We start from the raw sequence: 19,861 nt of genomic DNA, 5'->3' as shown, positions 1-19,861 counted from the left end.
GAACGCGAAACGGCCGCCGCGCTTGCGCGCGGCGGCCGCCGGAAGCCGTCCCGTGGAAGGCGGGGTCAGAGCATCTCGTACCCGGCCGAGATCGCGGCCCAGGCCACCAGCTCGTCCGCGTGGTCCATCTCGGCGTCGGCCGAGGTCTCTTCCTGCACCAGCAGGTCAAACCCGTAGGAGGAGAGGTTGCCGAGGCGCAGCGACGCCGGGTCCGGCCCCGCGTAGCTCTGCATCGTCGCCAGCACCACGGGGGTGGAGCCGAAGGACATGTCGAAGTCCACGGCGGTGGCGGAGGAGCCGACGGTGAGCGAGTCGACCCCCTCCGGGTCCGGCGCGACGCCGGTATGGACCGCGATCCAGTTGATCTCCTCGACCGCGTGGAAGCCGTCGGCCCCCTGCTCCTCCTGCACCAGCACCTCGAAGCTGTCGCTGTCGACGTTGCGGATCCGCGCCGCGGTCGCCGCCGCGCCGTTGGTCGAGGCGACCTGGGCGAAGACGAACGGGGTGTCGGCGCCGAAGCCGGTCCCCATGTCCACCTCGGTGAAGGTGTGGTTGGTGTTCGCACGGCCCGCCACGATGGTCTCGCCATTGCCCAGCGTGTGCTCGCCCGCCGAGATGGCGAACCAGCCCACGTGCTCGGCGATATGGCCGCCGTCGAGGTAATCCCACTCGTCGAGCTGGAACTCGAACCCGGCGTCGGTGACGTTGCGCACCCGCACGTTCAGCGGCTGTTCGCCGTTGAGCGAGGGCGGGCCCATCACCACCACCGCGTCGGCGATGGGGGCGTCGAAGGCGACGTAGTGCCATTCGTTGGAATCGGCCTGGTCGACCAGCGCGGTCCCGGCCTGCATGCCCTGGCGGGCGCCGGCCAGAACGCCGGTCTCGAGCGCGAGGAAGCCCACGGCCTCGTTCGCGTGGAACAGCTCGGCGTCGAAGCTGTCCTCCTCCTCGGTGAACACGCTCGCGCCCGTGGCGGTGTTGGCGGTGTAGCGCAGCGCCGCCGGGTCCGGCCCGTTATAGGACTGGATCGAGGCGAAGAGCGCGGGGGCGGCCGAGAAGCCGGTCCCGTAGGAGAGCGCCCCGCCGGCCGAGCCGATGGCGCCGTTGATCCCGGCGACGATGCCTTCGGCTGGGTTGGTCCCGGCCTCGACCGCGATCCAGCCGATGTCCTCATAGGCGTGGAAGCCGTCGCCGCCCTGTTCTTCCTGCACGCGGGTGCTGAAGCCGTCCGCGCTCACGCCGCTGACGCGGGTGGTCACCGCGGCCGCGCCGTTCACCGAGGCGGCCTGGGTCAGCACGATCGGCGCCGCGTCGAAGGCCCGGTCGAAGCTGACCGCGCCATTGGCGAAGTCATGGTTCGAGGAGGTCTCCCCGGCCGAGATGCGCCGCCCGTCGGCCAGCGTGTGCTCGCCCTCGGAGATGGCGATCCAGCTGACCGTCTCGGCGATGTGGCCGCCGTCGAGATAGTCCCACTCGTCGAGCTGGAACTCGAAGCCCGCGTCGGTGACGTTGCGCACGCGCACGTTCAGCGGCTGGGCGCCGGCGAAGCTGGGCGGGCCCATGACCACGACCGCGTTCTCGATGGTGTCGGCGAACAGGACCGTGTGCCACTGGTCGCTGCCGGCCTGCTCGACCGTGACCGTGCCGACCTCGCCCAGCACGCCCGCGTCGGTGTACTCGAAGGCGACCGGCAGATCGACGGTCACGTCGCTGAAGCTCACCACCTCGACGTCGCGGTCGACCTCGACGTAATAGCCGTTGCCGTCGTCGAAGGCGACGTAGCCGGCCTGGACGTCGACGGTCAGGTCGCCGAGCGCGGCGTAGATGCGCACCGTGTCCGAACCCTCGCCGCCGCGCACGTAGTGCTCGCCGCCGTAATAGGCCTCGACGTAATCGTCGCCGCCGCCCATGTCGTAATCGTTCCACTCGCCGCGGCCGCGGACCCGCTCGTCCACGTCGGCGCCGATGAAGGTCTGCTGGCCCGCGCGGCCCATGCGCACGTGCTCGACGCTGATCAGCGTGTCGAAGGAATGCTCGAGGCCGAACGGATCGCCGGTGTCGCGCAGCACCGAGGCGCTGCCGTCGCGCATGTCGACATAGACGTCGTGCACGTTGCTCTGGTCATAGCGCACGCGGTCGAACCCGGCGCCGCCGTCGAAGTAGTTGTTCCCCCCATAGGGGATGAAGCGGTCGTCGCCGACCGAACCGTGGTAGTAATCGTCGAACGAGGTGCCGCGGACCTCCTCGATCGCCTCGAAGGTGTCGGTGTCGCCGAACTCGTCCAGCACCGTGCCGTCGTTGCCGTCCGCGTCGCCGCCGGTGGCGGTGACGGTGATGCCCGACCCGGCCCAGGAGGCATGGCGCAGCACTTCCCAGTTCTCGGAGCCGATGATGGTGTCGTCGCCCTGCAGGCCCTCGAAGGACACCCAGCTGCCCGGGGCCGAGATGCTGAGATTGGCCACGTCGTCGCCCGCGCCCGCGGTGATGCCGAGCCCGCCGAGGTCGCCGTTGATCTGGTCCATGTTCAGCAGGGTGTCGGTGTAGAACCGCGCCGACCCGCCGGTCCAGCCCTTCCAGACATGGCCGGAGAGGTCGGTGATGTCGAACAGCATCGCCGCCGGGCCCGCCAGGCCCTGTTCGGCCATGATGTCCCAGGCGGCGGTGGTGTAGTCGAGGTGGTAGTAGCTGATCGGCGCCTCGGAGGCGGCGTCGAAATCGACGGTCTTGTCGCCGAGGCCGATCAGGATGCTGTCGCCGCCGTCATTGGCGCCGGGCAGGATCAGGTCGTCGCCGGTATAGGAGAAGATGACGTCGCTGCCCGGGCCGCCGTCGAGGATGTCGTCGTAGATCGCGCCCCAGGAGGTCAGCCCGTCCCAGCGGTAGTCGTCGATATAGTCATTGCCCTCGGCGCCCAGCGCCAGGACGCTGGTGTAATAGCCGTCGAGCGAGAGGTGGTCGCCGAACTCGGAGCCCTCGACCCACTCGTAGGCCGCGAGGTCGAGGCCGGGATAGCTGATCTCGAACACCTGCCCGCCGAACGGGTTCTCGACGATCAGCGAGTTGAACAGGATGCCGGGGGAATTGCCGGCCTCGGCGTTCAGCATCGCCTCGATCCAGTCGGCGAGGGTCAGCGGGAAGGTCCCGGTCATGGTCCCGGTATGGCCCGCGGCGGTGGCCACGGCGCCGCCGGGGGTGAAGGTCACCTCGCCCTGCAGCACGCCGGCCTCGCGCACCTCGATGCCGGTCACGCCATAGGCGGCGGCCAGCGCGGTGGCGGGGTTGTAGAACTCGGGCGGCAGCAGCGCGCCGTCGAACGTGCCGCCGGCTTCGCTCCCCGACGGGCTGTAGAATTCGAGGATGATGTTCGTGAGCGCGGTGGCCGAGGTCGGGAAGGACCCGGTGAACTTGACCTCGAGATCGCCCACCGTCAGCGCCAGCGACCCGGCGGTCAGAGTCAGCTGCCCGAGGATGTTGGAGGAGGCGTCGCGCAGGGTGATGGAGTCGAGCGTCGCCGTGCCGCTGCCGTCGAGGGCCAGCATGGCCGCGGCCCAGTCGTTGAAGGCGGCCTCGAGATCGGTGATCGAGGTGATCGGGCCGAAGCCGCTGCCGGCGATCTCCAGCGTCTGGCCGGTCGGCGAGGTGAACGTCATGCCGGTGGAGCCGATGGCGGTGATCTGCGGCGCGTCCAGTTCCCAGGTGGTGATCACGCCAAGAAGCGCGTCGATGGCTGAACCGTTCCCCGAAGAAATCAGGTAGCTGTCAAGAAAATCCAGAAAGTCCTGCGGCGGGGTGCCGGTATAGTATCCAACGCTCATCGATGTTTACTCCTGAAGCGCAAGAAGGCCGTATTGCGTTCCGCGCGAGATCTCGTTAGACTGCCGCCGTGTCTGGCGTGGCGTCCGGGTTGCCGAAAAATGCGCGCGGGTGTAGGGCCGGAAGCTGCATGCACAGTTCATTAACATTACCGTGCGCGCGCGTCGCTGCAATTTTTCTGGCCGCGGCGCTCGGCGCCGCGCCGCCGGACGCGGCCGCCGAAGACCGGCGCTTCGCCATCGGCCTCGGCCTCGGCAAGACCTCCCATATCGGCGTCTATGACGAATACGCCGCCCCGCTGGTCGAGGACTGGCTCGAGGATCTGTTCGGCGGCGGCTCGGGCGGCGGCGGGGCCGGGGGCTCGGACGGCGAGGGCGCGGCGGGGGGGCTTTACGACCTCGCGCCCAACGGCATTCCCGACGATTTCTCGTGGCGGCTGGGGCGCAAGCCGGCGCTGTTCGGCTGGATCGAGGCGGAGCTGCCGGAGCTGGAGCTGCCGGGCGGGCGGATCCCGCTGCTGCGCGCCTCGGTGATGTATGACGAGAACCGGCTGGACCTGGCCGCGCCCTCGGGGTTCGGGATCCTGACCGACCCGACCTGGGCGACGCTGGAGGCGGAGATCCTGGCCGGGGGGCTGGAGCTGTCGGTCCCGGCCCTGCGCTGGGGGGCGGAGGACCGGGCCTGGGAGATGCGCCTCGGCGCCGGGGCGACGGCGTTCTATTCGCGCACCCGGCTCGACATCCGCTCGGCCTTCCTGCAGATCGACGAGCGGGAGACGCGCTGGCGGGTCCAGCCGCTGTTCACCTGGGCGCTGTCGCGGCAGGTGTCGGACACTGTGTCGGCCGAGTTCGGGATGCGCCTGCACCCGACCGACTATTTCTGGACCTACGGGCTGAATTTCGGCGCGAAGGTCTGGTTCTGAGGGGCCCCCTCAGGCGACGGGGGCGAAGCCGTCGAGCGGATGCGCCTCGACCGCGCGCAGAAGCTTGATGAACCCGTCCACCTGGTGCTCGGCCGTGGCGCGGCCCTTCTCGGCCGTCGCGATGGCGGCGTTGCCGACCACCCCCGCGGGGTTCAGGTCGGACGCCATCCAGCCATAGGTGATGCCGCCGATGGGCTGGATGCCGCCGTCCTCGGCGGTGGAGCGGAAGTCTTCGGCCTTGCTCATGTCCACCGTCTCGGGGCGGAAATGCAGCATCAGGGACGTCTCGGCGTCGCCGCCATGGATGCCATAGGCGCGCTCGTCGTCCGAATACATCCCCTGGGGCGAGCCGAAGCCGAACCACTGGGACTTGACGGCGAGCATGCCCGCCTTCACCCGCAATTCGCGCGACAGGATGGAGACGAGGTCGAGATTGCCGCCATGGGAATTGACGATGACGATCTTGCGGAAACCGGCGCGGGCGACGGAGAGGCCGATCTCGGTCCAGGCGCGCAGGGCGGTCTCGGCGGTCAGGGTCAGGGTGCCGGCGGCCCAGAGATGCTCGTTCGACTTGCCCACCGCCTGCACGGGCAGGATGGCGAGGTCCATGTCCGAAGGGGCGCGGGCGCGCAGGGTGTTCAGCATCCCCTCGGCGATCATGGTGTCGACGCCGACGGGCAGGTGGGGGCCGTGCTGCTCGATCGCCGCGGTGGGCAGGATGGCGATGGCGCGCATCGGGTCGATCGACGCGAAGGCGGGGGCGGGGCGGGCGGCCCAGTCGAAACGGTGCATGGGGGGTCCTTGGAGGGGGGCGCAGAGCGGCCCATCGCGGCAGGCTTCGCCCGCCGCATCCGGCCCGCCCTGCGCCCCCCATCTTCGAAACGTCGGGCGGGTGCGCGGGCGGGCAGGGGGCGCGTCAGGCGGGGATGGCGATCCCGGGCTCGGGCAGGGGGGCGCTGGCGGGGGCCTTGCGGGTCATCCGGTCGACCTGCGCCGCGACCTTCGCGAGGTGCCGCGCGCGGCTCTCGGGCGTCGAGGCGTCCATGTCGTAATGCGCCGCGAAGAAGGTGCGCGCGGCCGGGTGCAGGATCATCCGCAGCCCGCGCGTCAGGGTGCGCTTGCCCGGCGATCCGACCCACCAGGTGAGCTTCCTCGACGCCCCGCAGGTGGTGAACACCCCGAGGCTGCGGATATGCGTCAGGCCCGGGCGGATCGGCCCGGCGGAGGGCGAGGTGAAGGCGACCTCGGGGATCAGCACCCGCTCCAGCCAGCCCTTGAGCATGGCGGGCTGGCCGTACCACCAGGTCGGGTAGGTGAAGATCAGCGCGTCGGCCCAGCGCAGGGCGGCGGCATGGTCGGCGATGGGCTCCACGTTGTCCGGGCAGCGGTCATAGCAGGCCCATTCGGCAGGGGTCATCGCCGGGCGGAACCCGTCGGCATAGAGGTCGACGAGGCGGGTCTCGGCCCCCCCGGCCGCGAGGCGGTTCAGCACCGTGTCGCGCACGGCGGCGGCATAACTGTCGGGGGCGGGGTGGCAGTGGATCACGAGGGCGCGCATGCGAGGATAAGCCTGGGTCAGTCGGCGCCGGCCTCCCGGGGAGGGGGCAGGTCCAGCGCCGCGAGGTCGCGTCTGACCCGCGCGAGGAATGCCGCGCGGGCGGAGTGGTCGGCCCGGTTCATGTCGTAGAGCGCGAGAAAGCGCGTCCGGGCCCTGGGATGGAGGCAATAGCGCAGGGGCCGCGTGACGGTCCTGCGCGGCGGATCCCCGGCGAGGAACGCGCGCCAGCGGCTCGCCCCATAGGTGCAGCAGGCGGCCAGCGTGCGGATGTTTCCCAGCGCGGGGCGGACCTTTCCGTCCTCCAGCGCGAAGGAGACGCCGGGCAGGAACACCCGGTCGAAGAACCCCTTCAAGATAGCAGGATACCCGAAATTCCAAACGGGGAAGCACAGAAACAGCCCGTCTGCGGCGCGGAGTCGCGCCACGTAGTCGGCCACGGGTTCGAGGTTGGGGCCGACGTCGTGATAGCCCTCGCGTTCTTCGCGGGTCAGGCGCGGATCGAATCCCTCGGCGTAGAGGTCGCAATCGTCGACCTCCCATCCCGCCTCCTCCAGCGTCTCGACCGTCGCGGCGTGGACCGCGGCGGCGAAGCTGTCGGGGACGGGATGGGCGTAGAGGACGAATGCACGTGGTTTCGCCGGGGCGCTCATCCCATCAACCCGTCGAGTTCGGCGTAATCCGGCAGGGTGCGGTCGATTGCCGTCCCGCCGCGCAGCACGATGCGGTCGGACTGGGGGCGGGAGAGAAGCTCGGACCACGCGCGGGCGCGGAAGAGGACGAGGTCGGCGGGATCGCCAACGGCCAGGCCCGCCGGGGCCGCGCCGCAGATCTGCGCCGGGGTCTCGGTGAAGGCCCTGGCCCAGTCGGGGCGGCCATGGTCCAGGTGGGCGATGCGCACCGCCTCGCGCAGCACCTCGAGCATGTCGAGATCGCCATAGGCGTAGAACGGATCGCGGGTGTTGTCCGAGGCGAAGGCCACGGGGATCCCCGCCGCCGCCAGCTCCTGCACCGCGGTCACGCCGCGCCCGCGCGGGGTGCGCCCGGGGTGGCGGCCCTGCAGGTACATGTTGCACATCGGCAGGGAGATGACGGCGAGGCCGGCCCTGGCGGATTTCTCGATGCTCTCGGCCAGCTCTGCCTCGGACTGGGTCGAGAGCGAGCAGCAATGGCCGCAATTCACCTGGCCCTGGAAGCCGGTGCGGATGACGGCCTCGGCCACGTCGACAAGGGTGCGCGAGGTCGGGTCCATCGTCTCGTCGACATGGAAATCGGCGTCGAGGCCCAGCTTCTCGGCCATCGCGAAGAAGCGGTCGAGGCGGGCGGGAAGGTCCGGGACCGGGAAGGTCACGGCGCCCAGCACGCCGCCCGCCTCCGCCACCACCTTGGCCAGCGCGGCGAAGGCGGCGCCGCCATCGCCCGTCGGCTCGATGAAATCGGCGGGGACCAGCGAGACGGCCTGAAGCTCCACCCGTCCCGCCCAGTCCGCGCGCAGCTCCCGGAACACCGGCCAGGAGATGCCGTCCTGCGGCGGAATGCTGTCGAGATGGGTGCGCAGGGCGCGCGTGCCGTGGGCGAAGGCGCAGCGCAGGGCGAAATCGGCGCGGGCGCGGACGTCCTCGGCGGACCAGTGCGCCACCCGGTCGGCGCCGACGGTCTGAAGCGCGCCCATGAAGCTGCCGTCCGGGTTGGCGGCGCGGGGCCAGATATGGCCCTTGTCGATATGCGTATGCGCGTCGGTGAAGCAGGGCAGGACCATGGCCCGGCCCATGTCCACCGCCACCGCCTCGGGCGCGTCGGCGACGATCTTGCCCGCGGTCCGGTCGATGGTCAGCGAGACGGAGGCCAGGTCCCCCGCCTCGCCCAGCAGGCAGGCGGGGGCGGTCAGGTTCTCCAGACGCAGAAGGGGCGCGTCCGGCAGGGTGCGGAAATCCATTCTTACACTTCTCTCTTCACGGCGCTTTCGTGCCATTTACGCAAACTCAGGTGCGAGATCAGCGAGGTCAGCGCGAAGATCGCCACCCCGACCACCGCGATCAGGACGAGGGCGGCGAACATGCGCGGGATCACCAGCCGGTAGGAGGCCTCGAGGATGGTGAAGGCCAGCCCCGCCCCGCGCCCGCCTGTGCCCATGGCGTATTCCGCCACCACCGCGCCGATCAGCGACAGCCCCCCGGCGATGCGCAGACCGCCGAGGAAATAGGGCAGCGCGGCGGGCAGCTGCAGGTGGATCAGCCGCTGCCAGCGCGTCGCGCCGTAGATGGTGAAGAGATCGCGCAGGTTATGATCGACCGAGTTCAGCCCCAGCGTCGTGTTCGACAGGATCGGGAAGAAGGCCACGATCCAGGCGCAGATCAGCATCGAGAGGAACTGGTGGTCGACATAGATGATGATCAGCGGCGCCACCGCGATGATCGGCGTCACCTGCATGATCACGGCATAGGGAAAGAAGCAGAGCTCGGCCACGCGGCTTTGCGTGAACAGCACCGCGATCCCCACGCCCAGCGTCACCGCCGCGGCCAGCGCCGCGGCCATGGTCGTCATGGTGATCAAGGAGGCGTCCCAGAGCAGCGACCAGTCTGTAATCATCTGCTCGGCCACCTTGATCGGGCCGGGCAGGATGTAGGGCGGGATGTCCCGCGCCCAGACCAGCAGCTGCCAGCCCCCGAGGGTCAGGATCATCACCAGCGCCGGCAGCGCCCAGCGGGCCCAGGCCTCGAACCGCGCGCGGCGGCGGCGGGCGATCTCTTCCGGATCCAGGAGCGGCGCCGCGGCGGGGGCGGCGGCGGTTGCGGGAAGCTCGCTCATGCCCTGGCCTCCATCGCCTGGTGCAGCGCGTCCGACACCGCCCGGCAGCGGGCGGCGTAATCGGCCGAGGTGCGGAATTCCTCCGAGCGCGGATAGGGCTCGTCGTTGTGCAGCTCCTCGATCACCCTTCCGGGCCGCGCGGCCATGACCACGATCCGGTCCGAGAGGAACACGCTCTCGAACACCGAGTGGGTGACGAAGATGACGGTGCAGCCGATCTTGTCGCGCAGCGCCAGCAAATCGTTGTTGAGCTTGAAGCGCGTGATCTCGTCGAGCGCGGCGAAGGGCTCGTCCATCAGGATCACGGACGGCCTGGTGACCAGCGCCCGGGCGATGGAGACGCGCATCTTCATGCCGCCCGACAGCTCGCGCGGGTAGGCCTTGCCGAAGCCCTTGAGGCCGACGGCGGCGAGGGCGTCCTCGATCTCGTCCCGGCAGGCGCGGAAGGCCCGGCCCGAGAGGCGCAGCGGCAGCCACACGTTCTGCGCCACGGTCGCCCAGGGCATCAGCGTCGGTTCCTGGAACACGACGCCGAGCGCGCCGCGGGGCGGGGATGCGCCGCCCTCCTCCCAGCGGATGCGGCCCTCGGTCGGGACCGACAGCCCGGCGATGAGCTTGAGCGCGGTGGATTTCCCGCAGCCCGACGGGCCGAGCAGCGAGATGAAATCGCCCTGGTTGACCTCGAGCGACAGGCCCTGGAGGGCGACGGTTTCGCCGCCGAAGACCTTGCTCACGCCCTCGATGGTCAGCGCCCTTGGGCGGGCTTCGCGGATCTGCGCCTGGGCGGCGCGGGCGGCTTCCCCGGCGGGGTCCGAGGGGGGCCGGTCGCCCCCCCCGTAGCTGTGCGGCGCGTCCATCACTCGCCGAGCAGCTTCTTCTTCACCGGCAGCGCCACGCCGGAGTTGGAGAATTCGAGCGTGTAGGCGCTCTCGATGTCGATGCCTTCCTCGAGAACCCCTGCGTCGATCATCTTGGCGTAGAAGTCCTTGAAGGTCTCGGCCTTCATGCCGCCGATGCCAAGCTCGAGGCTGTCGCCGGAATCGACGATCCCGTACTTGATCATCGAGGCGCGCGAGAAGGCGATCTGCTCATCCGTCATCGACGGGTTGGCTTCCTGGATCAGCGCGTTGGCCGCCGAGGGATCGCCATAGAGGTAGTTGGCCCAGCCGATGGAGGACGCCTCGACAAAGCATTTCACCGCCTCGGGCTTGTCCGCGATCGTCTGCTTCATCGTCTCGACCGTGGTGGCGTAGGTCGAGAAGCCGTAATCGGCCAGCAGCCAGACATCGGGGGCGAAGCCGCCCTCTTTTTCCACCGCGTAGGGCTCGGAGGTCACGTAGCCCTGCTGGGCCGAGGCCTCATCCGCGATGAAGGGCGCGGGGTTGTAGGTGTAGGGCACGCGCTTGGCCGGATCGAAGCCGTAGGCGGTGGCGAAGTACTGGAAGAAGCTGGTGAAGCCCGCATCGCCGATGATGTACTTGTCGAGGGTCGCGAGGTCCTCGAACTTCTCCACCTTGCCCGGGTGGGTCATCAGGACCTGCGGCTCTTTCTGGAAATGCGCGGCGACAACGACGAAGGGGATGCCCTCCTTCACGGCCGAGAAGGGCTGGAGCAGGTTGCCGCCCATGAAGAAGTCGATCTTGCCGGCCATCAGCAGGGCGCGGTTGTTGACCTGCGGGCCGCCGGGACGGATCTCGACCTCGAGGCCGCAGGCCTCGAAGGTCCCGTCTGCGATGGCCTGGTAGTAGCCGCCATGCTCGGCCTGGGCGACCCAGTTGGTGCCGAAGGTGACTTTCTCGAGCGCGGAAGCGGGGGTGGCGGCGGCGGCGAGGATGGCCAGCGCGGCGGCGGTTGCGAATCGGGTCATGGAAGGCTCCCTGCCTTGCTTTTGCATTGCAGCGCAGCTTGGAGCGGCTGGACCGTCGGGTCAAAGGTCCGGTGAAGCGGACGCGGCGGCGCCAGGGAAAATGGCCGGGCGGCGCTGAAGGCGCGGGCGCCGCGCCGGGCGGGCGCCTGTTTTCTGGGCGCCGGATGGGCGCGGCGCCGCGCTTCGGGGATTCGCCGGGCAGGGGCGGCGGGGGGCGGCGGCGGAGGCGGCGAGGGCCTCAGCGCCCCCGCAGGTCCTCGCGCGGGTCGCGGCGCAGGGCCAGCGCGGCAGGCGCCAGCGCCAGCACCGCGGCCGAGGAGAAGAACGCCGCCGCGAGCCGGATCTCGGGCCAGCCGAGCGCGGCCTCCATCGCCACCCCCGTGCGCTCGGCCACGAGCGACGAGGCCAGCTGCGCCCCCGCCCAGCCGATGGGCAGGCCGAGCAGCGCCGCGGCGCCGACCAGCGCGGCCGCATAGCTCCACATCACCGCCAGCGTGTAGCGCCGCGGGGCCCCCAGCGCCCGCGCCAGCGCCAGCCGCGGGGCGAAGAGGCGGGCGAGCGCGGCCAGCCCCGCCAGCGCCCCCGCCGCCACCAGCGCCTGCGCGGCGCCGGCCATCAGCGACATCAGCCGGCGCACGTCGCCCAGCACCCCGTGGAGGCGCGCCAGCTCGGCCCCCGGGAGGAAGGCCATCGCCCCGTCCCGGTCATAGTCGTTGCGCAGCGCGTAATTGGCCCAGAGCGTGTCGCCCGACACCAGGAAGGCCGGGGTTCCGGGGAAATAGGCCGGGTCGAAGGGCGGGCCGATCAGGCGGGCGCGGGCGTCGTGGGCGTCATGGGCCTCGTGCCCGTGGTCAGCATGAGTCCCGTGGTCGTCCTGCTCGTCGTGGTCCGCGTGGTCATGCCCCGCGTGGTCCTCGGCGTGGTCCGCCTCCGCCTCCGCCCCCGGCGCATGGCCGTCGGCGAGGCCGTGCACGTCCCAGACCGCCTCCACCGGGACCACCACCGCCCGGTCCCAGGGGCTGCCGGTGGGCGCAAGGCGGCCCACCACGGTGAACGCCTCGCCCTCATGCGCGTGTTCGTCCGCCGCCCCCGCCGCGCCATGGGCCGGGGTGAAGCTTGCGCCCGGGGCCAGCGGCGACAGGGCGCCCACCACCGCCTCGGCCCGGGTCTCGAACACCCGGCCCTCCGCAACCCCGCCCATCCGCGCGACGAACCCGGCGGTGGAGCCGACCAGCGGCGCCCCGCCCACGCTGTCCCCGAAGGCGATCGGGGCGACCAGCGCCGCGCGCGGATCGGCCTGGAGGCGCGCCAGAACCTCGCCCCCCAGCAGCGGCGCATCGGTGGGTTCAAGATAGACGGCTGCCAGCATCAAGGAGATCCGGTCCCCCGGCGCCGCCACGATCACGTCGAACGGGTCGGCGGCCCGCGCCGCGCCCTCTCGCAAGGCCCGCTCCTGCGCCGTCAGCGCAGCCCCGAGGCCCACCGACAGCGCCATCAGCCCCGCCAGCAGCAGGTTCAGCCCCCGGTTCCGCCGCAACAGCGCCCGCGCCGCCGTCCAGGGCCGCAGCCCGCGGCAGGCCAGCGCCCCGGCCAGCAGCCCCGGCGCCAGCAGCGCCAGCGCGACGGCGCCGTCCTGCACGTCCAGCGGCAGCCGGTCCCAGAGGTCCAGCGCGACGTCCATCCCCGCCATCCCTCAGCCCTCCAGCCGCCCGTCGGCGATGCGCCGCGTCTCGTCCATCGCGTCCAGGAGGCGCGCGTCATGGGTGACGCAGACCACGCTGCGCCCCGCCTCCCGCGCCAGCCGCACGAGGTCCCCGGTCAGCCGGTCGGCGGCGGCGCGGTCGAGCGCCGCCGTGGGCTCGTCCGCCAGCAGGATCGCCGGGTCCCCGGCCAGCGCGCGGGCGGCGCAGACCCGCTGCCGCTCGCCCCCCGACATGGACGCCACGGCGGCGTTCGGGTCCTTGATCCCCAGCCGCGCAAGGGCGGCGGCGGCGCGGGCGCGGATCGCGGCGCGCTCGGCCCTCGGGGCCCAGTCGGCGGGCAGGGCGGCGTTGGCGAGGGCGGGGAGCTCCTCGAACAGCAGGAAGTCCTGGAAGATCAGGCCCATATGCGCGCGCCGGAACCCCTCGCGCCCCGCGGGGGAGAGGGCGGCGAGGTCGGTCCCGCCCCAGCGCACCGACCCGGCCGAGGGCGCGGCGAGCCCCGCCAGCGCGTGCAGCAGCGTGGTCTTGCCCGCGCCCGACGGCCCGTGCAGGCCGAGGAGCCGCCCGGGCGCGAGGTCCAGCGCCCCGGCGCGCAGGATCTCGCGCCCCCCGGCGCGGACCGAGAGGTTTCGGACCGCCAGCGGCAGGCCGCGCAGGGCGGAAGCGGCGCCGGCCTCCGCGCTCATCCGCGCGAGACCCGCGCCTCGATGATCCGCGCGCGCGACACGAAGCCGGTCTCGGCCTCGGTCTCGGTCCCCAGCGACAGGGTCCCCGTCGCGGTGCAGGGCACGTTGTAGGGGATCACGTCGAAGACCCGGCGGGTGTGCACGGCCATGATGTCGTCCGGCCACTCGGCCTCCGTCTCGCAGAACGGGCAGACGGACATGGGCCGGTTGGTCAGCACGAAGAAGGTGCTCTCGGCCTTCAGCGGCGGGGCCATGTAGCCCTGCGCCTCGACCCGTTCGCCATCGAGCCGCCGGGCGAGGCCCGAGAAGCTCATGTCCTTGTTCCACAGGTCGCGCACGCGGAAGCTCTCGGCCGCCCCGGCGGGGCGGGCGAGGGCGAGGGACAGGCCCCCGACGAGGGCGGTGCGGCGCGAAAGGATCATCGGAGCCTCCTGCAAGGCGGGTCGGACATGGAAAGGGCCGCGCGGCAGGTTCCCTCCGCCGCGCGGCCCGGTCTTCAGGCGCCGGTCACTCGGCGGTCGCGGCGTGCATCATCACGTGGAAGATGTAGTTCTGCTCCACGGTGCCGTCGACGAGATGCGCCCAGGGGCCGTTCGCATAGATCGCCACGTCCACCGGCGAGTGGGTTTCCGAGCGCATCGGCAGCAGCGCCTGCTGCAGGTAGTCGGGATCGGTCGCCTCTTCCTGCGTCAGGTCGGGGCGGGCGCCGGAATAGGTGCCGTCCGCCTGCTCCTTGAGCACCGAGCCCGGGCCGTTGCCATAGAGCACCGCGGTGTAGGGCTTGCCGTCATCGGCCAGGTTCGGCTCGCCCGTATGCATCACCCCGGTCTTCGAGGGCTTCATGCACAGCCCGGTGATCGGCGTGCCGCGGCCGCAATAGCCGGGGAAGGTGATGGCGTGGTCATGGTCGGCGGTGACGATGATCAGCGTGTCCTGGTCCGAGGTCATCTCCACCGCCTTCGCGATGGCGGCGGCGAAGGCGGCGCCGTCGGTGACCGCGCGGTGCAGGTTGCCCGCGTGGTTGCCGTGATCGACCCGGCCCGACTCGACCTGCAGGAAATACCCGTTCTCGCCGCCGCGGGACGCGAGGGCGGCGATGGAGGCGGCGGTCATCTCGGCCAGCGACGGCTCGCCGGTGCGGTCATGCTCGTATTTCATGTGGCTGGACTCGAACAGCCCCAGCACCCCGGCGCCCGAGACGCCGCCCGACAGGTCGGCGGCGGCGAAGGTCTCGTCGTTCCAGACATAGGCGATGCCCGCCGCCTGCGCCTCGGCCACCAGGTTGCGGCCGTCCTCGCGCTTGCCGGACTTGCCTTCCTCGCCCTTCACGTCGCCGGGCAGGAAATGGCGCCGGCCGCCGCCCATGGCGATGTCGACGGTCCCGGCCTTCATCGCCTCGAGCAGCTGGGCCGCGATGTCGGGCACGGCGCAGCCCGCGGGCAGGTCGCCGTCATCCTCGAAATTGCGGTCGGCGGCATGGGCGTAGGCGGTCGCGGGGGTGGCGTGGGTCAGGCGCGCGGTGCTGACGATGCCGACGGCCTTGCCCTGGTCCGAGAGGATCTCGGCGATGCTGGGCACCGCTCCCGCCGCGACGCCCGAACAGTCGCCGCGGATCACGCTCTCGTCCACGCCGATCACCCCGGCGCGGGCCTTCACCCCGGCCATGAAGGCGGTGGCGGTGCCGGCCGAGTCCGGGGTCTGGGAATTGGTGTTGTAGGTCTTGGAGAGGCCCAGGTGCGCGAAACGCTCGTGCGGCAGGACGTGCTCCTCGCCCATCCCGCCCTGCTGCTGGCCGACCCAGACGCGGGTGGCGAAGTTGGTGCCCACGCCGTTGCCGTCGGCGACGAACAGGATGATGTTCTTGGCGCGGTTGGTGTTGGGCGTGCGCGCGAGGCGGTCCTGGAGCGCCGCCTGCGCGTCCTGGTACCAGGGATCCTGCGCGGGCGTCGCGGGCGCCTGGGCGAAGGCGGGCAGGGCGACGAGCGCGGTCGTGGCGATCAGCAGAGGTCGGAACATTCGGATGGGCTCCCTGTCATCGGATACGGCCGCCGCCGGCCGCCGGGACGTCCCTGTAGGCGCGGGACGATGACAGGCGGATGACGGCCGCATCTCGTTTTCACGACCCTCGGAAAAGGATCGGGCGCGTCCATTGATGGACGCGCCCTTTCCAATTGCAACAATTCGGCGCCGGGAATGCGGCGGGGTCTCCGTATCAGCCGGCGATCATCTCGGCCTGCTTCACGATCACCTGCGCCTGGCGGATCGAGGCGAGGTCCACGAGGCGGCCCTTGTAGACGGTGGCGCCGGAGCCGGCCTTGTCGGCCTCTTCCATCGCCGCGAGGATCTCGCGCGCCTCGGTCACGGCTTCCTCGGACGGGGTGAAGACCTGGTTGGCCAGCGCGATCTGCTTGGGGTGGATGGCCCATTTGCCGACCATGCCCATGGTGGCCGAACGCCTGGCCTGGGCGATGTAGCCCTCGTCATCCGAGAAATCGCCGAAGGGCCCGTCCACCGGCAGGATGCCATGGGTGCGGCAGGCCGAGACGATGGCCGAGGTCACGTGGTGCCACGGGTCGGGGTAGGACACCGCGCGGGACTCCGACGACGCGTCGCCGGACAGCATGTAGTAATTGGCCTGCGTGCCGCCGATGCCGGTGGTCGCCATGCCCATCGAGGCGGCGAAATCCGCGGCGCCCAGCGACATCGCCTCGAGGCGCGGCGAGGACGCGGCGATCTCTTCAACGTGGGCCAGGCCCGCGGCCGTCTCGATGATCACTTCAAGGGCGATGCGCTTGGTCGAGCCCTTGGCGGCCTCGATCGCGCTGACCAGCGCGTCCACGGCGTAGACGTCGGCGGCGCAGCCCACCTTGGGGATCATGATCATGTCGAGGCGGCCGTTGGTCTCCTCCAGCACCTCGACCACGTCGCGATACCAGTAGGGGGTGTCGAGGCCGTTGATCCGCACGCAGACGGTCTTGGTCCCCCAGTCGAGGGTGTTGATCGCCTCGATGATGTTCTTGCGCGCCTGCGGCTTGTCGGCGGGGGCGACGGAATCCTCGAGGTCGAGATTGATCACGTCGGCGGCGGAGGCGGCCATCTTCGGGTGCAGCTTGGTGTTCGAACCCGGGCCGAACAGCTGGCAGCGGTTCGGGCGGGCGGGGGCGGCGGGCTGGACCTTGAAGCTCATGGACGTCGTCTCCGGGAGAGGGTTTGCGGCGTTGCGCGACAGATTGTTGCGCACGATTTCGCAGAAGCGATACGATTTTGCCCGGGGAAGGTCAACGGGCATCGCTGCGCCGCGGCAAGAGGGGCCGGGAACGGGGGCGGGCGCCGCCCCGACCCCGCCCCGACCCCGCCCCGACCCCGCCCCGAATCCGCCCCGAATCCGGCCTGCGCATGGCGCGGCGGTGAATGCCGCGTTGCAGCGGCGCCGCCATAGCGGCCATGCGCCGGGCGCAGGTTGCCGTTCGCGGAAGTCGGGCGCATGTTCCCGGGGCAAGGGAGGCGAACCGCCGCCGCGACTGGCCATGCTCAAGAGCCCGCGCCGCGATCCGCCGCATGCAGAGCAGGAGCCGCCCATGGCCGCCCTTTCCGACATCCTCCGCGCCGCCGCCCACCGCCCGGCGCATCCCGTGGCCGCCCCGGACGGGGACCGCGCCGCGGCGCCCGCCGCCGCGCCCTACGCCGCCATCGACCCGCCCGCGCGCGCCGGCGCGCCCCGGGCCGAGGCGGCGCCCGACGCGCCGGACGCGCCCTCGCCCGAGGCGCCCGCGCCCGCCGCCGGGGGCCACACGAAGGGCATCATCCGCTCGCTGCTCTCCTCCGAGCGCGAGAAGCTGACCGACCACTTCCTGCGCCTCTCGGAGGACGACCTGCGCCGCCGCTTCCACGGCCCGATCAAGGCCTCGGTGCTCGAGGACCACGTGGACGAGGCCTTCGCCCCGCACCGCCACGTCATCGGCTGGTTCCAGGACCACGCCCTGCGCGGGGTGGTGGAGCTCGACGAGCATGGCCCCGCCGTCGAGGCCGCCGTCACCGTCGAGAAGCCCTTCCGCGGGCAGGGCGTGGGCCACGCGCTGCTGGCCCGCGCGCTCGACCGCGCCGCGGCGCGGGGGCACGAGAAGCTGGTGGTGCACACCACCCGCTCGAACAGCCCCATGGTGGGCCTCGCGAAATCGCTGGACGCCGAGCTGGAGGCCGACGGGCCGGATGTCTCGGGGCTGATCCCGGTGCAGCGGGCGAAGCCGATGAAGCTGCTGTTCGATCTCGCGATGGACGAGGCGCGGCTGGCCGCGCTGCTGTTGCGCGCCAACCGGCGGTTCTGGACCGGCGGATCGCGCTGAGGGGCCGCGCCGCGGCAGGGAAAAGGCCCGCCCGGGGAACCGGGCGGGCCTTTCGCGCATCCCGGGCGGCGGGCTCAGCCCGCGGCGCGGTCGAAGCGCGGGATGTCGTCGGGCAGCACGTGCCAGGGCGCGGCGCTGCTCGCCCACAGCACGGCCGAGGGTTTCAGCCCCGGGTCCACATCCCAGACCCCGGCCTTCAGCGCCAGCAGGTCGGGATACTTGCCCAGCTCCGAGAACAGCGGCGTGCCGCATTGCGGGCAGAAATGCCGGGTCACGCCCGCGCCGCTCTCGCCCGGCACGGCGTAGGAGCGGGTCTCGCCCGTCTCGATATGCACCGAGGCGCGCGGCGCCAGCGCCACCAGCACCGAGCCGCCGCCGGTCGATTTCTGGCAATCGGTGCAGCAGCATTGCACGACGCGGCTCGGCGCCCCGTCGATCCGCATCCGCACGGCGCCGCACAGGCACCCCGCATTGGTTCCGTCGCCGGTCTCGTCGCTCATCCGCGCAGCCCTCCCGTGGCGCTTGATCGGGGGCGGAGCCTGGCACGCCGCGCCGCCCGCGCCAGCGGCGGGATGCACGCAATCCGCGCCATCCGTGAAACGAAAAAGGCCCGCCGCGGGGGCGGGCCTCCGCTTCATCCGGCGGGGCGCCTCACTGCAGGTCCTTGAACGCGTCCTGCAGCCGCCCGACCGCCTCCTCCACCAGCGCGCGGCGGGTGGCGAAGTTGAACCGCAGGAAGCCCTCGCCGCCCTTGCCGAAGGTGGGGCCATGGTTGGCGGCGATCTTCGCCACCTGCTCGACGCGGTGCGTGTATTCCGCCGCCTCCATCCCGGTGCCCGAGAAATCGACCCAGGCGAGGTAGGTGCTCTCCAGCTCCATCGATTTCAGCCCGGGGATGGCGTTCACCCCTTCGTCGAACAGCTTGCGGTTGCCGTCGAGATACCCGACCAGCGCGTCGAGCCAGTCGGCCCCGCCGCGCCAGGCCGCCTCGGTCATCACCATGCCGATGGCGTTCGGGGACGCGCCCGCGGCCATGTGCGCCGCATCGAAGCGCGCCTTCAGCTTCGGGTCCGAGATCACCACCGAGCCCATGTGCGCCCCGGCGATGTTGAAGGTCTTGGTCGAGGCGATCATCACCACCGTGCGGTGGGCGAAATCGGGCGCCGCATTGGCGGCGATAGTGTGTTTCGCGCCGGGGAAGACGAGGTCGCAATGGATCTCGTCCGACACGAACACCAGGTCGTGCTTCTCGCAGAACGCGGCGACGGCGCGGATCTCCTCGGGCGACCAGACCCGGCCCGACGGGTTGTGGGGCGAGCAGAAGACCAGCATCTTCTCGCGCCCGGTGAGCTGCGCCTCGAGGGCCTCGAGGTCGAGCTCGTAGCGCCCGTCCACCATCGGCATCTGCGATTCCAGGATCTCGCGGCCGTTGGCGCGGATGATCTTGTGGAAGGCGTGGTAGACCGGGGTGAACAGGATCACCGAGTCGCCCGGATCGGTGAAGGCCTGCACGCAGATCGCCGTCCCGGCCACGAGGCCGTGCGTGAAGGCGATATGGGCGGGGTCCGGCCGCCAGGCGTGGCGCGCCGCGTAGAAGTCGCAGATCGCCTCCTTGCAGGACGACGGATCGCCGTAATAGCCGAACACGCCGTGCTCGGCCTGCGCGCGCAGCGCCTCGGCCACCGAGGGGGGCGCGGCGAAGTCCATGTCCGCCACCCACATCGGGATGCCGTCATCGGGGCTGACCCCGAACATCTGCTCCATCGCGTCCCACTTGGCGCAATGCGTGCCGCGGCGGTCGATCACGCGGTCGAAGTCGAAGGTCATTCCCGTCACCCCATGCAACAAAGCTCTTGTCGGGCCGGAGGCTAGGCCCGCCGGGCAGAGGGCGCAAGCGGCCCCGGCGCCAGGCCGCCCCGGTTTCCGCGTCATGGGTCGGGGGTGGGGGCGCGGGCGGGGGCGCGGGCGGGGGCGGGGGGGGGGGGGGGGGGGGGGAGAAAACCCCCCCCCCCCCCCCCCCCCCCCCCCCCCTCCCCCCCCCCCCCCCCCCCCCCCCCCTCCCCCCCCCCCCCCCCCCCCCCCCCCCCCCCGCGCCCCGGGTCGAGGGAAGGCGCGACGGCGGCCACCATCCCAGAAACAAAAGAAGGGGGATGCAAGGGGGATC

The 19,861-nt window shown here is 71.5% G+C and carries 17 protein-coding genes; 2 read left to right on the top strand and 15 right to left on the bottom strand.

Annotated elements, in window-relative coordinates:
- Positions 1–65: 65 nt before the first annotated feature.
- On the bottom strand, positions 66–3,815 hold the full coding sequence (locus ACQ5SO_RS10360; protein WP_430941524.1) for a hypothetical protein: 3,750 nt from the start codon (positions 3,813–3,815) through the stop codon (positions 66–68).
- Between the two features lie 128 nt (positions 3,816–3,943).
- On the opposite strand from ACQ5SO_RS10360, the gene ACQ5SO_RS10355 reads away from it, so the two are divergent.
- Positions 3,944–4,735, top strand: coding sequence for a hypothetical protein (locus ACQ5SO_RS10355; protein ID WP_430941523.1), 792 nt, complete (start codon positions 3,944–3,946; stop codon positions 4,733–4,735).
- Positions 4,736–4,744: 9 nt separating this feature from the next.
- On the opposite strand, the gene ACQ5SO_RS10350 is transcribed toward ACQ5SO_RS10355, so the two are convergent.
- The 12 genes from ACQ5SO_RS10350 to ACQ5SO_RS10295 form a co-directional block, all read right to left on the bottom strand.
- Positions 4,745–5,527: a creatininase family protein gene (locus tag ACQ5SO_RS10350; protein WP_430941522.1), complete on the bottom strand. Its 783-nt coding sequence runs from the start codon at positions 5,525–5,527 to the stop codon at positions 4,745–4,747.
- A gap of 124 nt (positions 5,528–5,651) precedes the next feature.
- Positions 5,652–6,293 carry an NAD(P)H-dependent oxidoreductase gene (locus ACQ5SO_RS10345; RefSeq protein WP_430941521.1) on the bottom strand — a complete coding sequence of 214 codons (642 nt, stop codon included), beginning with the start codon at positions 6,291–6,293 and terminating at the stop codon, positions 5,652–5,654.
- 17 nt (positions 6,294–6,310) lie between these two features.
- Complete coding sequence (locus ACQ5SO_RS10340; protein ID WP_430941520.1) at positions 6,311–6,943, bottom strand: NAD(P)H-dependent oxidoreductase; 633 nt, start codon at positions 6,941–6,943, stop codon at positions 6,311–6,313.
- Entirely contained in the window at positions 6,940–8,226 is a 1,287-nt protein-coding gene (locus ACQ5SO_RS10335) for a cytosine deaminase (RefSeq protein ID WP_430941519.1), read from the bottom strand. Before ACQ5SO_RS10335 ends, ACQ5SO_RS10340 begins: the two co-directional genes overlap by 4 nt.
- Before the next feature lie 2 nt (positions 8,227–8,228).
- On the bottom strand, positions 8,229–9,098 hold the full coding sequence (locus tag ACQ5SO_RS10330) for an ABC transporter permease (RefSeq protein ID WP_430941518.1): 870 nt from the start codon (positions 9,096–9,098) through the stop codon (positions 8,229–8,231).
- Positions 9,095–9,955 carry an ABC transporter ATP-binding protein gene (locus tag ACQ5SO_RS10325; protein WP_430941561.1) on the bottom strand — a complete coding sequence of 287 codons (861 nt, stop codon included), beginning with the start codon at positions 9,953–9,955 and terminating at the stop codon, positions 9,095–9,097. Before ACQ5SO_RS10325 ends, ACQ5SO_RS10330 begins: the two co-directional genes overlap by 4 nt.
- Positions 9,955–10,965 carry an ABC transporter substrate-binding protein gene (locus ACQ5SO_RS10320; RefSeq protein ID WP_430941517.1) on the bottom strand — a complete coding sequence of 337 codons (1,011 nt, stop codon included), beginning with the start codon at positions 10,963–10,965 and terminating at the stop codon, positions 9,955–9,957. Before ACQ5SO_RS10320 ends, ACQ5SO_RS10325 begins: the two co-directional genes overlap by 1 nt.
- Before the next feature lie 238 nt (positions 10,966–11,203).
- A complete protein-coding gene (locus ACQ5SO_RS10315) occupies positions 11,204–12,655 on the bottom strand; it encodes an ABC transporter permease (RefSeq protein ID WP_430941516.1) in 1,452 nt (483 codons plus the stop codon).
- Between the two features lie 3 nt (positions 12,656–12,658).
- Positions 12,659–13,354: an ATP-binding cassette domain-containing protein gene (locus ACQ5SO_RS10310; RefSeq protein ID WP_430941515.1), complete on the bottom strand. Its 696-nt coding sequence runs from the start codon at positions 13,352–13,354 to the stop codon at positions 12,659–12,661.
- On the bottom strand, positions 13,351–13,776 hold the full coding sequence (locus ACQ5SO_RS10305; protein ID WP_430941514.1) for a hypothetical protein: 426 nt from the start codon (positions 13,774–13,776) through the stop codon (positions 13,351–13,353). The genes ACQ5SO_RS10310 and ACQ5SO_RS10305 overlap by 4 nt, the downstream gene beginning before the upstream one ends.
- A gap of 85 nt (positions 13,777–13,861) precedes the next feature.
- A complete protein-coding gene (locus ACQ5SO_RS10300; protein ID WP_430941513.1) occupies positions 13,862–15,370 on the bottom strand; it encodes an alkaline phosphatase in 1,509 nt (502 codons plus the stop codon).
- A gap of 196 nt (positions 15,371–15,566) precedes the next feature.
- A complete protein-coding gene (locus tag ACQ5SO_RS10295) occupies positions 15,567–16,541 on the bottom strand; it encodes an HpcH/HpaI aldolase/citrate lyase family protein (RefSeq protein WP_430941512.1) in 975 nt (324 codons plus the stop codon).
- Between the two features lie 391 nt (positions 16,542–16,932).
- Between ACQ5SO_RS10295 and ACQ5SO_RS10290 the strand changes: the two genes are divergently transcribed.
- Positions 16,933–17,697, top strand: coding sequence for a GNAT family N-acetyltransferase (locus tag ACQ5SO_RS10290; protein WP_430941511.1), 765 nt, complete (start codon positions 16,933–16,935; stop codon positions 17,695–17,697).
- A gap of 74 nt (positions 17,698–17,771) precedes the next feature.
- Here the strand turns inward: ACQ5SO_RS10290 and ACQ5SO_RS10285 are convergent, their stop codons facing one another.
- Together ACQ5SO_RS10285 and ACQ5SO_RS10280 are read right to left on the bottom strand one after the other, a co-directional pair.
- Positions 17,772–18,197, bottom strand: coding sequence for a GFA family protein (locus tag ACQ5SO_RS10285; protein WP_430941510.1), 426 nt, complete (start codon positions 18,195–18,197; stop codon positions 17,772–17,774).
- Between the two features lie 151 nt (positions 18,198–18,348).
- Positions 18,349–19,524 (bottom strand): MalY/PatB family protein, encoded by a 1,176-nt coding sequence (locus ACQ5SO_RS10280; RefSeq protein WP_430941509.1) that lies wholly within the window; start codon positions 19,522–19,524, stop codon positions 18,349–18,351.
- Positions 19,525–19,861: the final 337 nt, after the last annotated feature.

Source organism: Rhodovulum sp. DZ06, from assembly GCF_050586345.1.
GTDB lineage: Bacteria > Pseudomonadota > Alphaproteobacteria > Rhodobacterales > Rhodobacteraceae > JBOCEF01.
This window is presented reverse-complemented; position numbering and strand designations above follow the sequence as displayed.

Coding starts and splice junctions, on each gene's coding strand:
- ACQ5SO_RS10360 (WP_430941524.1), bottom strand. CDS start 3,815: ATGAGCGTTGGATACTATACCGGCACCCCGCCGCAGGACTTTCTGGAT.
- ACQ5SO_RS10355 (WP_430941523.1), top strand. CDS start 3,944: ATGCACAGTTCATTAACATTACCGTGCGCGCGCGTCGCTGCAATTTTT.
- ACQ5SO_RS10350 (WP_430941522.1), bottom strand. CDS start 5,527: ATGCACCGTTTCGACTGGGCCGCCCGCCCCGCCCCCGCCTTCGCGTCG.
- ACQ5SO_RS10345 (WP_430941521.1), bottom strand. CDS start 6,293: ATGCGCGCCCTCGTGATCCACTGCCACCCCGCCCCCGACAGTTATGCC.
- ACQ5SO_RS10340 (WP_430941520.1), bottom strand. CDS start 6,943: ATGAGCGCCCCGGCGAAACCACGTGCATTCGTCCTCTACGCCCATCCC.
- ACQ5SO_RS10335 (WP_430941519.1), bottom strand. CDS start 8,226: ATGGATTTCCGCACCCTGCCGGACGCGCCCCTTCTGCGTCTGGAGAAC.
- ACQ5SO_RS10330 (WP_430941518.1), bottom strand. CDS start 9,098: ATGAGCGAGCTTCCCGCAACCGCCGCCGCCCCCGCCGCGGCGCCGCTC.
- ACQ5SO_RS10325 (WP_430941561.1), bottom strand. CDS start 9,955: ATGGACGCGCCGCACAGCTACGGGGGGGGCGACCGGCCCCCCTCGGAC.
- ACQ5SO_RS10320 (WP_430941517.1), bottom strand. CDS start 10,965: ATGACCCGATTCGCAACCGCCGCCGCGCTGGCCATCCTCGCCGCCGCC.
- ACQ5SO_RS10315 (WP_430941516.1), bottom strand. CDS start 12,655: ATGGCGGGGATGGACGTCGCGCTGGACCTCTGGGACCGGCTGCCGCTG.
- ACQ5SO_RS10310 (WP_430941515.1), bottom strand. CDS start 13,354: ATGAGCGCGGAGGCCGGCGCCGCTTCCGCCCTGCGCGGCCTGCCGCTG.
- ACQ5SO_RS10305 (WP_430941514.1), bottom strand. CDS start 13,776: ATGATCCTTTCGCGCCGCACCGCCCTCGTCGGGGGCCTGTCCCTCGCC.
- ACQ5SO_RS10300 (WP_430941513.1), bottom strand. CDS start 15,370: ATGTTCCGACCTCTGCTGATCGCCACGACCGCGCTCGTCGCCCTGCCC.
- ACQ5SO_RS10295 (WP_430941512.1), bottom strand. CDS start 16,541: ATGAGCTTCAAGGTCCAGCCCGCCGCCCCCGCCCGCCCGAACCGCTGC.
- ACQ5SO_RS10290 (WP_430941511.1), top strand. CDS start 16,933: ATGGCCGCCCTTTCCGACATCCTCCGCGCCGCCGCCCACCGCCCGGCG.
- ACQ5SO_RS10285 (WP_430941510.1), bottom strand. CDS start 18,197: ATGAGCGACGAGACCGGCGACGGAACCAATGCGGGGTGCCTGTGCGGC.
- ACQ5SO_RS10280 (WP_430941509.1), bottom strand. CDS start 19,524: ATGACCTTCGACTTCGACCGCGTGATCGACCGCCGCGGCACGCATTGC.